Here is a 14,700-nt window from a genome sequence, read left to right as displayed (position 1 = left end):
CAATTCGCGTAAGTCATCAGTACACGCATTAGGTTTCCCAGTGACTTTTTTGACTTCTCTTTTTATTTTTTCGAAGGCGATTTATCTTTATGAAGTATTTGCTTTATGCCTGTCTTGCTTATAGTGCTTCATGTTTTGCTCAAGACATGCCTATGCCACAACAAGCCATTAGCGCTGTTAACGCAAACAGAACTCTTCTCACCGACATTGAACTAGCTGGCCCAAATCTCATTGCAGTTGGCAAACACGGTGTGGTTATCACAAGTACAGACGCTCAAACCTGGCAACAAGCCAGTGTGCCTACTCAAGTGCTGCTAACAGCCGTTGATTTTTATAATAGCGATTTAGGTTGGGCATGCGGCCATGATGCTACCATCATCAATACCGTAGATGCAGGTAAAACGTGGCAATTACAGCAATCATTACCAAACATGGATAAGCCATGTTTAGACATTTTATTTACTACAGACAAACAAGGGTATGCAGTCGGTGCATATGGAATGTTTTATGAAACTAACGATGGTGGCCAAACTTGGCAGAAACGTTTTTTAGATAGCCTGTTATTTGAAGAAGACCGTGAATACCTCAATGATTTAAAAGACAGTGACCCAGAAGGCTATGAAATTGAAACTGCTTCAATACTGCCGCACTTTAATCGCATCGTTAAAACCGATGAGAGTCTATTTCTAGCCGGTGAAATGGGTTTAATGGCACAAAGTGTCGACAATGGTCAAACCTGGCAGCGTCTTGAGGAGATATATATGGGCTCTTTCTTTACGTTTGCGTCAACTGCGGATCAAGGTGGGGAAGACCTAGTTGCAGGCCTTCGAGGCAACATTTTCACTCGCCAAGCAGGCAGCGAACAGTGGCAACAAATACCACACGACAATTATGCAACCGTAAATAGCGCGATTAAATACAACAACCAGTGGTTATTATTTGCCAATAGCGGGGTGATATTCCAAATTGAGGATGGCCAATTATCAGAACAACAAATGGCCGATGGTAAATCGTTACTTGATGGTGTTGTGTTTCAAGACAAACTAATTATGGCTTCAGAAAATGGCATTAAAGTGAAGGAGTTGAATCCGTAATGCGTGGTTTTTTAGATATTTTAGAAAGAGCGGTGTTTCGTCATCGCTTATTCGCAATTATTTCCTTTGCTTTGATCACTTGTTTCTTATTATTCAAAGCAACACAAATTCAATTAGACGCGTCGTTTAATAAAAATATTCCGCTTAATCATGACTACATGAAAGTTTACACCAAACATGAAAAACAGTTTGGCGGAGCTAACAGCATTTTAATTTCAGTCTGTGATGCAGATGGTGATATTTTTAATGAGGAATTTTTCACCCAACTTAAAGCAGTTCATGATCAGCTTTACTTTATTCCAGGTGTAAATCGCCCGTTAGTTAATTCAATCTTCGCACCGAGTGCGCGTTTTGTTGAAGTAGTTGAAGATGGTTTTGCTGGCGGTCCAATTATTCCGGCAAACTTCACTGCTGATAAACGTGGTCTTGCGGTTGTAAAAGAAAACATCGAAAAAGCAAAAGTCGTTGGTCGCATGATTGCCAGTGACTATTCGTGTGCAATGGTAACCGCTCAGCTACTCGAGACTGATCCACAAACGCAAGAAAAACTCGACACTTTAGCATTTGCAGAAAAGCTAGAAACGCAAGTTCGTGAACCGCTCAGTACTGACAAGGTTAGTATTCATATTATCGGTTTTGCCAAAATGGCAGGGGATGTCGCAGAGGGCGCTAAGGGCGTACTGCTATTCTTTGCTATTGCCATTGCTTTCACATTTGTGATGGTTTGGCTGTTCTGCCACTCTTTAAAACTGACAATTTTACCGATTGCCTGTTCAATCATTGCCGTTGTTTGGCAGTTAGGCTTGCTTTCAAGCTTAGGCTTCGGTTTAGATCCTATGTCAATTTTAGTGCCGTTTTTAGTGTTTGCGATTGGTGTAAGCCATGGCGTGCAAATGATCAATGACATCGGCAAAAAAGTGTCTACGGGTAGTTCAACTCGGGTTTGCTGTCAGGCAAGCTTTAGAGCACTTCTGATCCCAGGTGGTATCGCGCTGCTATCAGACACAATTGGTTTTTTAACCTTACTCACCATTGATATTGGTATTATTCGTGAACTTGCTATCACAGCAAGTTTGGGTGTAGCGGTAATTATTTTCACTAATTTAATTTTATTACCTGTTTGGGCATCGTACATGCGCTTTGAAGGCTCTGTGCATATTCAAGCAGGTACTCACACAGACAAACCAAATCTACTAGACAAGTTACGTGAGCTATTAGTAAAAGCCACAGATCGTAAACCGGCAGGTTTTATTATCGTCTTTACGGCTGTGTTATTTGCAGTGGGATACTGGCAAGCTGACAAAATGCGTATTGGTGACTTACATGCTGGTGCGCCATCTTTGCACCAAGATGCCCGCTATAACCAAGACACCTTTTTGATTTCTGATAAATACACTATTTCTTCAGATATCCTAAAAGTGATTGTAGAAGCGTATCCTGCTGCGTGTACGGAGCATGATGTTATGGAGCGTATTATTCGTTTCCAATGGCAGATGGAAAACGTTGCCGGGGTACAATCGGCTGTGAGCTTAAGCTCAGTTGCACAGTCAGTTAATGCCGGCTTTAACGAAGGGAACTTAAAATGGCAAAGCCTGCCGCGCAATACGGCAAGTTTAGTGCAAGCTACTTCACGGGTTGAAACAAGCTCAGGTTTACTCGATGGTAACTGCTCAGTAATGCCAGTGATTATTTTCTTAAATGACCACAAAGCAGAAACGATTGATCATGTGGTAGCGAAAGTTAAAGAGTTTGCTAAGGCAGAAGAAACCGATGAATTAAAGTTTAAGCTAGCGTCAGGCCCTGTCGGTGTTATGGCCGCAACGAACGAATCGGTATCAGCTGCACAGCTACCTATGATGCTTTACGTTTACGGCGCCGTAATCCTGCTATGCTTAATTAGCTTTAGAAGTGTGAAGGCAACGGTCGCGGTTGTATTACCTCTGTACATCGTATCAACCTTAGCGCAAGCGTTGATGGTACAACTTGAAATAGGTTTAACAGTGTCGACATTACCAGTTATCGCTTTAGGTGTTGGTATTGGTGTCGATTACGGGATTTACATACTTTCATCAATGGTGGGGCAGCTAAAACAAGGTGTGGCACTGGAAGTGGCTTATCGTAATGCATTAGCAGAGCGAGGTAGTGCAGTGCTGTTCACAGGTATTACCTTAGCCATTGGTGTTAGCACATGGATTTTCTCTGATCTGAAGTTCCAAGTGGATATGGGTATTCTTTTAACCTTCATGTTTTTGGTTAACATGTTGGGTGCAGTACTACTTTTACCTGCAATTGGTAGCTTCCTCTGGACTGACCAGAAAAAATAATGTGAATAATTGTGCTCCGATATGGCCAGTAATGGCCATTTATATCTATATTTTGTGAATAGATGACCAAATAGCTGAAAAGCTTAAAATGATTTCATCGAAAAGGCTGTTTATTAGCTGTAAAAGAGTTAGAATTTACCTGACTCCACGCTAATAAATGGCTGTACAAATATTCTACTAATCGATAAGTAGTATAGATTAAGGAACATACAATGACACGAAATGAAGGGCAAGCCTCGGTTATCTTAGATAATGTCTGTAAGCTGATCCAGAAAAAAGTTCACGCTGATAATGTGTTACTCGTTGAGAAATTCGCCAAAGCCTTGTACAGCAATATGTCTAAAGAGGATTTGGCTCATCGCAACGATAGTGACTTATATGGCGCTGCACTAAGCCTATGGAACTCGCTAGAAAAAAATAATTCTGATGACGCGGTTGTCCGTGTTTTCAATCCTGAAGTAGCAAAAGATGGCTGGCAGTCATCGCACACCATTGTTGAAATCATCGCGAAAGATATGCCTTTCCTCGTTGATTCTGTGCGTATGGCCATGACCCGCGCAAACATCGCTTCTCACTTATTACTTCACTCTCCGCTGAAAATCCAACGTGATAAAAATGCTAAAATCACCGGTATTTCAAGCTTAAAAGCAGAGCAAGAATCAACGTCGACAAAAACTGTGTTCTTTATCGAGATTGATCGTCAAACAGATGCAAAAGTAATTGAGTCTTTCAAAAAAGAACTTGAGTCTGTGTTAGTTGACGTATCTATCGCTGTAGAAGATTGGCAGCCAATTCGTGAAAAGCTTATTGCGGTAACGAAAGACTTACCAAAACGCCACCATAACAATAACGAAAGCGAAGTTGCAGAAACGGTAGAGTTTTTAGATTGGTTAGCTAAAGATAACTTTACGCTAATGGGTTACCGTGAGTATGAACTTTCGCCAGTGCAGGGTGATTACCAGTTAAAAGGTAAAAAAGGTACTAGCCTTGGTCTGATGAAAAACACAGACGAAGAGCATAGCCGTTTACTTTCTGAGTTACCTGAAGTAGCGCGCCAAGAAGCGCGTAGCAGTAACTTATTAATTTTAACGAAAACAAATTCAGTGTCTCGTGTACATCGTCCAGCGTATATCGATTATGTAGGTATTAAGCGTTTTGATGATGAGGGCAATGTAATTGGTGAAGACCGCTTCCTTGGTTTATTCTCATCAAGCTTTTACAACAACAGCGCCGCTGATGTACCTGTACTGAAAAGTAAGATTAACCGCATTATGGAAATGTGTGACTTTGCAAAAGGCACCCATGCATACAAAGCGGTATTAAATATTTTAGAAACGTATCCACGTGATGAACTTGTGCAAGCACGTGAAGCTGAACTACTTGAAGTTGCCATGGGTGTATTACAAGTACAAGAGCGTGATATGTGCCGTATTTTTGTGCGTAAAGACGCATATGGCCGTTTCTTCTCTTGCATGGTTTATGTACCGCGTGAGCGCTATAACACAGCACTACGTCGTGAAACGCAACGTATCTTAGCCAATGCATTTAATTCTGACGATAAAGTCGAATTTACTACTTTCTTCTCTGAGTCAACATTAGCCCGTACACATTACACGGTGCGTGTGACTGACAATAATATTGAATATAACGTGAAAGACATCGAAAACAACCTAATTGAAGCTGCCCGTACTTGGGAAGATAGACTACAATCTGCATTACTTGAAAGCGCAGGTGAAGCACGTGGTAAAGAACTAAACCGTAAATATGCACAAGCGTTTGCAAGTGCGTATAAAGATCAGGTTTTACCAAGTGCAGCGGTTGTTGATATTGAAAAGCTAGAACTTCTGAATGACGAGAACAAACTAGAAATGTTGTTCTACCGTCCACAAGAAGAAGCAAACACTAATGTTGTTCGTTTAAGCTTATTCCATAAAGATGAGCCAATCCACCTGTCTGACGTTATGCCAATGTTAGAAAACTTTGGTTTACGCGTAGTTGGTGAAACACCTTACTCAGTGAAAACGACTGACGGTAAAGTTAATTGGATCATGGATTTCACCATGCTAATTGACAACAAGGGCATTGCTGATTTTGATAAAGTGTCAGCGCGTTTCCGTGCAGCGTTAACGAACGTGTGGAATAACCGTTTAGAAAATGATGGTTTCAACCGTTTAGTATTAATGGGTGGCTTAACAGGTCGTGAAGCGTCTATTCTTCGTGCCTACGCTAAATACATGCGTCAAATTGGTGTAACTTTCTCACAAACTTACATCGAAAGCACATTTGCAAATTACCCACATATTGCATCGCAAATTGTTAACTTATTCACTAAAAAGTTCTCAGTTAAGAACCCAGGTAGTGAAAAGACACTTGAGAAGCTAGTTGCACAAGTTAATCTTGAGCTTGAAAACGTAGCAAACCTAGATGATGACCGTATCATTCGTTTATACGTTGATATGATCAATGCAACTCTTAGAACGAACTTCTTCCAAAAAGAAGCGGATGGCCAATTTAAGTCATACGTATCGTTCAAGGTTCAGCCTTCTATGATCCCTGAAATGCCATTACCACTGCCTGCGTTTGAGATCTTTGTATACTCGCCGCGCGTTGAAGGTGTGCATTTACGTGGTGGTAAAGTTGCTCGTGGTGGTTTACGTTGGTCAGATCGTCGTGAAGACTTCCGTACTGAAGTACTGGGTCTTGTTAAAGCGCAACAAGTTAAAAATACGGTTATCGTGCCAGTTGGCTCGAAAGGTGGCTTCGTATGTAAACAGCTACCGACAGACCGTGAAGCATTCTTCAAAGAAGGCCAAGAGTGCTACAAGATTTTCATCCGTGGTTTATTAGATATCACAGATAACATTGAACGTGGTGAGATTGTGCCACCAGTTGATGTTGTTCGTCATGATGAAGATGACCCGTACTTAGTTGTTGCTGCCGATAAGGGTACTGCGACTTTCTCTGATATCGCAAACGGCATCGCAAATGAATATAACTTCTGGCTAGGTGATGCATTCGCATCAGGTGGCTCAGTAGGTTACGACCACAAGAAAATGGGTATCACTGCTAAAGGTGCGTGGGAATCTGTTAAACGTCATTTCCGTGAAATGGATATTGACTGTCAAACAACTGATTTCACTGTTGTAGCAATCGGCGATATGGCGGGTGACGTATTTGGTAATGGTATGTTGCTTTCTAAGCACATTCGCTTACAAGTAGCGTTTAACCACATGCATATCTTTGTTGATCCAAACCCAGATGCAGCGACATCTTACCCAGAGCGTGAGCGTTTATTTAATTTACCGCGTTCTTCTTGGGAAGATTACAACAAAGACCTTATTTCACAAGGTGGTGGCATTTTCTCTCGTGCGGCTAAATCAATTAGCTTAAGCCCAGAAATGAAGAAAATGCTTGGCACTAAGAAAGCGAGCATGACACCTAACGAGTTAATCAAAGCGGCTCTAATGATGGAGTTTGATTTACTTTGGAATGGTGGTATCGGTACTTACATCAAGAACTCTAAAGAGACTGATGCTGATGTGGGTGACCGCGCGAATGATGCACTACGTATTAACGGTTCTGAGCTTGGTGCGAAGATCTTAGGTGAGGGCGGTAACTTAGGTGCGACTCAATTAGGTCGTATCGAATTTGCTGCTAAAGGCGGTCGTGTTAACACTGACTTCATCGATAACGTTGGTGGTGTTGCGTGTTCAGATAACGAAGTAAACATCAAAATCTTACTTAATGGCCTAGTTGCTGAAGGTGACTTAACACGTAAACAGCGTGATGAGTTACTTTATTCAATGACTGATGAAGTGTCTGAGTTAGTATTAAAAGACTGTTATCGTCAAACGCATACCTTATCGATTACTCAATCAAAAGGTACGTCAACGCTTAAAGAAAAAGTACGTTTCATCCATGCCCTTGAAAAAGATGGCAAGCTTAACCGTGCAATCGAGTTCATCCCAACGGATGAAGAACTTGCAGAGCGCGCAGCAGCGGGTAAAGATTTAACTCGTCCAGAGCTTTCTGTACTTGTTTCTTACGCGAAGATGGTATTAAAAGAGTCTCTAGTGGTTGATGAAATCACTGAAAACCCTTACTACCGTCAGTTATTAGTTAAGTCGTTCCCAGTGCCACTTCGTGAGAAGTTCAACGATGCAATGGATAACCACCCACTTCGTAAAGAGATTATCGCAACGAAACTTGCAAATAACATCGTTAACGATATGGGTCTTAACTTCATGATTCGTATGCACGAAGAAACAGGTGCTAACGAAGCTGAAATCGCACTTTGCTACTCAATTGCAAAAGAAGTGTTCCAGATGCCAGAAACATGGTCATCAATTGTTGCACTTGATAATAAGATCCCAGCAGCTGTACAAACAGAAATGCTATATCAATTACGTCGTACGGTTCGTCGTGCAACACGTTGGTTCTTACGTCATCGCAATAAAGCTCAAACGATTGAGCAAGCAATTGAATTCTTTGCACCAACATTTGCTGATTTAAGTGAAAACTTAAACAGCTACATGGTTGAAAAAGAAAGCGATCGCCTAGTTAAAGCGGCTGAGAAGCTAATTGACAGCAATGTACCAAAAGCACTTGCAACACGTATTGTGTCACTATCAAGCCTATTCTCTGTAATGGACTTAGCTGAAATCGCAGATAATTCAGAGCGTAGCATTGATATGGTTTCTAATACCTACTTTAAGCTTGGTGCGCGCATGGGCTTACATTGGTTCCTTGACCAAATCACCAACCAACCAGTTGCAAACCACTGGCAAGCACTTGCTCGTGCTTCATACCGTGAAGAGTTGGATTGGCAACAACGCACATTATCAGCTGTGGTACTTAATAGCTTTGCTGCAGACAGCAAAGACATTGATGCACAAATTGATGAGTGGATGGATAACCAAGATCTACTATTACAACGTTGGAAGCAGATGCTATCTGAGTTCAAAACATCGCAAAGCCATGATTTTGCGAAATTCTCAGTGGCACTTCGTGAACTAATGTTGTTAAGCCACAACTGTGACACTTCCAAATAAGTGAAAAGTCGTTAAAATACATACCCCAGCTCGCTGGGGTATTTTTTTGCCCTTAATTTGCAATGGTCCGTTTATAAACGGCTACCTTGTTTATTTTTACCTAAGGAACAAACCATGTTTTATGATCTAGCTCGCCGTTTTATGTTTACCCGTGATGCGGAGTGGGCTCATGAATTTGCACTTAATAATTTACGCCGATTTGCTCATACGCCATTGAGTGCTGCGTGGTCTCAATCTGTCCCTAATAAACCCGTTAATTTTCTAGGTTTAGAGTTTAAAAACCCAGTCGGTTTAGCGGCAGGCTTAGATAAAAATGCTGAGTGTATTGATGCTTTTTCGCAAATGGGTTTTGGTTTTGTAGAAGTAGGTACTGTTACACCACGTCCGCAAGCGGGTAACGATAAACCGCGAATTTTCCGTTTGCCTGAATCAAATGCGATTATTAACCGCATGGGCTTTAACAATAAGGGCGTTGATAACCTAGTTAACAATGTTAAAGCGGCGAAATATGACGGTATTCTAGGTATTAATATTGGTAAAAATAAAGATACACCAAACGAGCAGGGTAAAGATGATTACATTCACTGTATGCGTAAAGTATTTGAGCATGCATCGTATATCACAGTAAATATTTCTTCACCGAATACCCCAGGTCTTCGTGACTTACAATATGGTGAAGCGCTTGATGACTTATTGCGAAGCTTAAAGAATGAACAACTTGATCTAGCTGCTAAACATAACAAACAAGTGCCTATGCTAGTTAAGATCGCCCCTGATCTTGATGAAGTTCAAATTGGCCAAGTTAGTGAGTCATTGATCAACAATAAGATCGATGGTGTTATTGCTACAAATACCACGCTTGAGCGCGCGATGGTACAAGGTCAACAATACGCAAACGAAGCGGGCGGTTTATCTGGCCAACCAGTTCGTCAGCGTTCAACCCACGTGGTTAGTGAGCTTAAGCGTTTAACCGAAGGTAAACTACCTATCATTGGTGTGGGTGGTATTGATGATGCAGATTCTGCAAAAGAGAAATTTGCAGCTGGTGCAGACCTTGTACAAGTTTACACTGGATTCATTTATAAAGGCCCAGAATTGGTAAAAACGATCCTAAATAGCTTATAAGGATCAGTTATCTAAGCAATTGATCATTAATAAAATGTTCTAAGAAATCATTTTATTAATGGTCTGCTTTAGTTATAATTTATGATTAAGCGCACAGTATTTATTCGTTAGGGAGGAGACATGTTACAAGCATCTAAGCAATGGAAATGGCTTGCTTGTGCGAAAAATAATCGTCTTTTGGTTGACCTTGACCAAGATATGCAACTGTGCACGCCTTACAAACTTCGCCAACTTACTGATGCTGTTTTACAAGAGCCAAACTTTAGCCTTGAAGATGCTGCATTTTATCAGCAAGTTTATCAATACCTCGAAACATTCTCACTGTGGAACCCTGCACAGCTTTGCCAAATCGCGCTAAATGCCACTGCGGTCAAATTTCATTTAAAGCCTGTACTTGCAAAAAGTTGGTTCTTTCATGAGTATCATGGCAGCCAGCCAAGTGTTGAAGCAGTGGTTAAATTGTGCTCGCAGGCACAAGAAGGTGAGTTTTTAATTGTTGACCACTCGAGCGAAGCCTCAGTGTGTATTAACCTAAGCCAACACTTTCAATTAGACGAAAACCTTTCTCTTGAACAGTTTGAAGCTATTAAGGTTTTAAATAACCGTATCCATCCTGTTTATATTCAACAAAAACAGTTCAAATCAGCCTAGGGCGTGTTGACCTTTGTGAATTAAAATTTGTTCACTCTAGGGGCGATTTAATCGCGGCGCGAGATTTGTAACCTAGTGGGCTAAGTAAAAATCCAGCTAATATCCCTGCAAATGTTGGCGTTTTTGTTCGCCAAGCTATGCTATAATCCTGCGCAATTAGCATTTAAGGGTTTTTACTTTGCAATTTATCGCACTTACTTCTATCGGAATAGAAAATTTACTTGTTGATGAGCTTACAGCACTCGGTGCCGAAGTCTCAAAACAAACCGTGGGCTCTGTACGTTTTGAAGCAGATAGCTTGTTAGCACAAAAGATTTGTTTATCGAGCCGTTTTGCGACTCGTATCATGATGCTGATAGAAGAAAAAGAAGGCGTAAAAGACAAAGACAGCCTTTATCAATTCGCACGCTTGCAGCCTTGGCAGGAGTGGTTTGGCCCTAAACAAACCTTTGCTGTTGATTTTAGTGGTACAAATAACGACTTAAAAAATACGCAATTTTCAGGTCTAGTTGTAAAAGATGCGATTGTTGATTACTTCGCTGATTTGTTCGAACAACGTCCAGATGTTGATAAATACAATGCCAACGTTCGAGTTGTAGCAAGATTGAACCGTCAAGGTGTTGCGCTTTATATCGATTATTCTGGCCCGCGTTTATCTGAGCGTGGTTATCGTCAAGATCAAGGTAAAGCGCCGATTAAGGAGCATTTAGCTGCTGCTCTTGTAAAAAGAAGTGGTTGGCTTGAAAACGTGCAACAACCTTTATTCGATCCATGTTGTGGTTCGGGTACCATTTTAATTGAAGCCGCAAGCATGGCTCGCAATGAAGCACCGGGCTTATTCCGTGAAGGTTTTGCCTTTGAGCGCCTGCCTAGTTTCCGTATTCAAAAGTACAAAGAATTAAAAGCAGAACTAACTGCACAAATTACAGATCCTAAACTTTGGCTTATTGGCCATGATATTGACGGAAGTGTGATTGCAAAAGCGCAAGAAAACGCAGAGCGTGCAGACCTTGCTAATGTGATTAAGTTTAAACAAAGCGATGCCACTAAGTTAACCTCCGTTGCGAAACTACCTGGTGTGGTGATTTCAAACTTACCTTATGGTGAACGTTTAGGCTCAATGGCTGAGCTGGTTAACTTACACCGTAGCTTAGGTGTTGGCTTCAAAAAGCACTTTAATCATTGGAAACTTGCTTTACTTGGCACTGACGAAAGCTTATTTAAGTTATTAAAGTTAGTTAAGTTAAAACGCTATAAGTTTAAAAATGGCCCGTTAGATGTTGTATTAAATCTTTACCAACTAGACGATAAACAAGTAGAACTTAGCAAAGAAGATAAGCCAGCTCTTAACTTTGAAGGTTCAACCGCCTTTGCAAACCGTTTAAAGAAAAATAAGCAAAATTTAAAGAACTGGTTAAAGCAAAATGAAGTGAGCTGCTACCGTGTTTATGATGCGGATATTCCAGAATATAACGTAGCTGTTGATGTATACGATGATTCAGCGGTTATTTTTGAATATGCTGCACCGAAAGAAATCGACGATAATACGGCTCAAAAACGTTTGCAAGATGTGATCAGCCTGACTGCAGAGCAGTTAAATATCGCACCAGAAAATATCGCAGTTAAAGTTCGTAAAAAACAAAAAGGTGAAGAACAATATACCAAGGTAGCAAAACAAAATCGTACGCAAGTCGTTGAAGAGTTTGGCGCTAAATTCAAAGTAAATCTATTTGATTATCTAGACACTGGTTTGTTCTTAGATCACCGTTTAGCTCGTCGTTATATCCAACAAAACGCACAAGGTAAACGTTTCTTAAACTTGTTTGCTTATACGGGCAGTGCATCTGTGCATGCTGCTGTGGGTGGTGCTAAAGCCATTACCACCGTTGATATGTCAAAAACCTACTTAAAGTGGGCGCAAGAAAACTTTGCCCTGAATGATATCAGTAATACACGCTATCGTTTTGAGCAAGCAGATTGCTTGAAGTGGCTTGAGTATGCACAAGGCCAATATGATTTAATTTTCTTAGATCCACCGACGTTCTCAAACTCAAAACGTATGAAAGATGCGTTTGATGTTCAGCGCGACCACATCAAACTTCTTACCTGGGTTAAGAAGATTTTAAGCCCGAACGGTACGCTTATATTCTCAAACAATAAGCGTGGCTTTAACATGGATGAAGTAGGGCTAATGGGTCTGGGTTTAAAAGCAGAAAACATTTCTGACAAGACTTTATCACCAGATTTTAAACGTAATAAGCAAATTCATAATAGCTGGCTTATTACTCATGGCTAATTTTACCCTGTACCACACTGATGGCTGTCATCTGTGTGAAATGGCCGATGAATTATTAATTGCTGCAAACGCTTCGTTTGTAGCAAAAGACATTATGGACAGTGAACAGCTGATTGAACTTTACCAAACCAGTATTCCGGTTGTGGAATCTCATCAAGGCGAGAAATTATTTTGGCCTTTTGATGCTGAGCAATTAGCGCAATTTATTGCTGATAATAAAGAATAAGAGTAGTAATCACGATGGATTTAATCAGAATAGCCAAAGCTCAACTCGCTTATGGTACGCATCCGCTACTAGATGATGCTGATGCCGTTATTGAGTCAGGTGAGCGTGTTTGTATCGTTGGTCGAAACGGTGCAGGTAAATCAACACTACTAAAAGTGCTTGATGGCCAAGTGACATTGGATGATGGCGAAATCAACCAATTAGGCGGTATTCGCATTTCACGTTTAGAGCAAGATCCACCAAAAGGGGCGGCAGGCTCAGTATTTGATTATGTAGCGCAGGGTATGCCTGACATCGCTAACTTACTAATAGAATATCACCAAGTTAGTAATCAAATGCAAACTGACTATAACGATAAATTGCTTAACAAATTAGAGCGTTTATCTAATCAATTAGAATCTGTTGATGGCTGGCGTTTTGATACCCGTATTCAGCTCGTTTTATCTCGCTTAGAGCTAGATCCAGAAGCCAAGCTTGAATCATTATCAGGTGGTTGGCTACGTAAAGTTGCCCTTGCACGAGCCTTGGTTAGTGAACCCGATTTACTGCTACTTGATGAGCCTACCAACCACTTAGATATGAGTAGTGTTATTTGGCTTGAGCAGTTTTTAAAAGAGTTTAAAGGCGGTATCGTTTTTATTTCTCACGACCGTGCATTCATTCGAGCAGTTGCAACCCGTATTCTTGACTTAGACCGTGGTAAGCTGGTTTCGTACCCTGGCGATTACGCGACGTACCTTGAGCAAAAAGCGCATGATTTAAAAGTAGAAGAAACACAAAACGCACTATTTGATAAACGCTTAGCAGAAGAAGAAGCGTGGATCCGCCAAGGTATTAAAGCACGTAGAACGCGTAATGAAGGCCGTGTGCGCGCTTTAAAAGAGTTACGTAAAGAGCGTAAGCAGCGTGTTGATCAGGTCGGTAAAACCGATTTCAATATTGAAACAGCGGATCGTTCAGGTAAATTAGTATTCGAAGCGAAAAACATCTGTCATGCATTTAAAGATAAAGTGATCGCGAAGGATTTCTCGACCCTTGTTATGCGTGGCGATCGTGTTGGCCTTGTCGGACCCAATGGTATTGGCAAAACAACACTGCTTAAAATTTTATTTGGTGACTTAACACCAGATAGCGGCAGTGTTAAGCAAGGTGTTAATTTAGAGTTTGCTTATTTTGATCAGTATCGTCAAAAGCTTGATGAAGAAGCCACAGTACAAGATAACGTAGCTGAAGGTAAGCAAGAAGTGATGATGGGCGGGCGCTCACGTCATGTGCTTGGTTACTTACAAGACTTCTTATTTCCACCGGCAAGAGCGCGTACGCCAGTAAAAGCGCTATCAGGTGGTGAGAAAAACCGCTTATTATTAGCAAAGTTATTTTTAAAGCCATCTAACATTATTGTTCTCGATGAGCCAACCAATGATCTTGATATTGAAACTTTAGAGCTCTTAGAAGAGATCATCAACCAATATCAGGGCACCGTGCTGATTGTAAGCCATGACCGTGAATTTATTGATAATACCTGTAATTCTGTATGGGCATTTGAAGGTAACGGCAAGATAACCGACATTGTTGGTGGTTATAGCGACTATGAAGCGTATGCCGCTCATTTAGCTGAGCAAGAAAAACAACAACAGCAACAAATTAAGCAAGAAAAGCCGGCCGTTGTTAGCCAAGATAAAACACCAAAGAAAAGTAATAAACTCTCTTACAAATTAAAACTTGAATTAGAAGAATTACCCAGTAAAGTGGAACAACTTGAAAAAGCGTTAGACGCTCAGCAAGTTGTGGTTAATGACCCTGACTTTTTTAAGCAAGATGCTGCAATTACAACAGAAGCATTGAACCATTTAGCCGAGTTAGAGTCTGAGCTTGAAGTCGCTTTTGAGCGCTGGGAAGAACTCGAAGATTTAAAGAATCAGTAGTAAGGATT

General features: G+C 40.9%; 8 protein-coding genes. All 8 read left to right on the top strand.

The genetic code is table 11. The features are described 5' to 3' along the window. The first annotated feature begins 89 nt into the window (after window positions 1-89). Window positions 90-1,094: a WD40/YVTN/BNR-like repeat-containing protein gene (locus tag IRQ78_RS05010; RefSeq protein WP_194441522.1), complete on the top strand. Its 1,005-nt coding sequence runs from the start codon at window positions 90-92 to the stop codon at window positions 1,092-1,094. Continuing rightward, window positions 1,094-3,418: an efflux RND transporter permease subunit gene (locus IRQ78_RS05005; protein ID WP_194441521.1), complete on the top strand. Its 2,325-nt coding sequence runs from the start codon at window positions 1,094-1,096 to the stop codon at window positions 3,416-3,418. Before IRQ78_RS05010 ends, IRQ78_RS05005 begins: the two co-directional genes overlap by 1 nt. Before the next feature lie 212 nt (window positions 3,419-3,630). After that, on the top strand, window positions 3,631-8,469 hold the full coding sequence (locus IRQ78_RS05000; protein WP_187489256.1) for an NAD-glutamate dehydrogenase: 4,839 nt from the start codon (window positions 3,631-3,633) through the stop codon (window positions 8,467-8,469). A gap of 114 nt (window positions 8,470-8,583) precedes the next feature. Next, window positions 8,584-9,594 carry a quinone-dependent dihydroorotate dehydrogenase gene (pyrD, locus tag IRQ78_RS04995; RefSeq protein WP_194441520.1) on the top strand — a complete coding sequence of 337 codons (1,011 nt, stop codon included), beginning with the start codon at window positions 8,584-8,586 and terminating at the stop codon, window positions 9,592-9,594. Window positions 9,595-9,714: 120 nt separating this feature from the next. Next, window positions 9,715-10,245: a cell division protein ZapC domain-containing protein gene (locus IRQ78_RS04990; RefSeq protein WP_138600650.1), complete on the top strand. Its 531-nt coding sequence runs from the start codon at window positions 9,715-9,717 to the stop codon at window positions 10,243-10,245. Window positions 10,246-10,423: 178 nt separating this feature from the next. Continuing rightward, a complete protein-coding gene (gene rlmKL, locus IRQ78_RS04985; protein ID WP_166340263.1) occupies window positions 10,424-12,541 on the top strand; it encodes a bifunctional 23S rRNA (guanine(2069)-N(7))-methyltransferase RlmK/23S rRNA (guanine(2445)-N(2))-methyltransferase RlmL in 2,118 nt (705 codons plus the stop codon). Next, window positions 12,534-12,767, top strand: coding sequence for a glutaredoxin family protein (locus IRQ78_RS04980; protein ID WP_054551385.1), 234 nt, complete (start codon window positions 12,534-12,536; stop codon window positions 12,765-12,767). Before rlmKL ends, IRQ78_RS04980 begins: the two co-directional genes overlap by 8 nt. Window positions 12,768-12,781: 14 nt before the next feature. Then, complete coding sequence (gene uup, locus IRQ78_RS04975) at window positions 12,782-14,692, top strand: ATP-binding cassette ATPase Uup (RefSeq protein ID WP_194441519.1); 1,911 nt, start codon at window positions 12,782-12,784, stop codon at window positions 14,690-14,692. Window positions 14,693-14,700: the final 8 nt, after the last annotated feature.

It is taken from the genome of Pseudoalteromonas simplex, assembly GCF_015278155.1.
Taxonomy (GTDB): Bacteria; Pseudomonadota; Gammaproteobacteria; order Enterobacterales; family Alteromonadaceae; genus Pseudoalteromonas; species Pseudoalteromonas simplex.
Note: the sequence above shows the minus strand (reverse complement) of the source record. Positions and strands in the feature narration are given on the sequence as shown.

Bases quoted from the DNA above. Each gene is read 5' to 3' on its own strand.
- uup (WP_194441519.1), top strand. From the start codon at position 12,782: ATGGATTTAATCAGAATAGCCAAAGCTCAACTCGCTTATGGTACGCAT.
- IRQ78_RS04990 (WP_138600650.1), top strand. From the start codon at position 9,715: ATGTTACAAGCATCTAAGCAATGGAAATGGCTTGCTTGTGCGAAAAAT.
- IRQ78_RS05005 (WP_194441521.1), top strand. From the start codon at position 1,094: ATGCGTGGTTTTTTAGATATTTTAGAAAGAGCGGTGTTTCGTCATCGC.
- IRQ78_RS04980 (WP_054551385.1), top strand. From the start codon at position 12,534: ATGGCTAATTTTACCCTGTACCACACTGATGGCTGTCATCTGTGTGAA.
- pyrD (WP_194441520.1), top strand. From the start codon at position 8,584: ATGTTTTATGATCTAGCTCGCCGTTTTATGTTTACCCGTGATGCGGAG.
- IRQ78_RS05000 (WP_187489256.1), top strand. From the start codon at position 3,631: ATGACACGAAATGAAGGGCAAGCCTCGGTTATCTTAGATAATGTCTGT.
- IRQ78_RS05010 (WP_194441522.1), top strand. From the start codon at position 90: ATGAAGTATTTGCTTTATGCCTGTCTTGCTTATAGTGCTTCATGTTTT.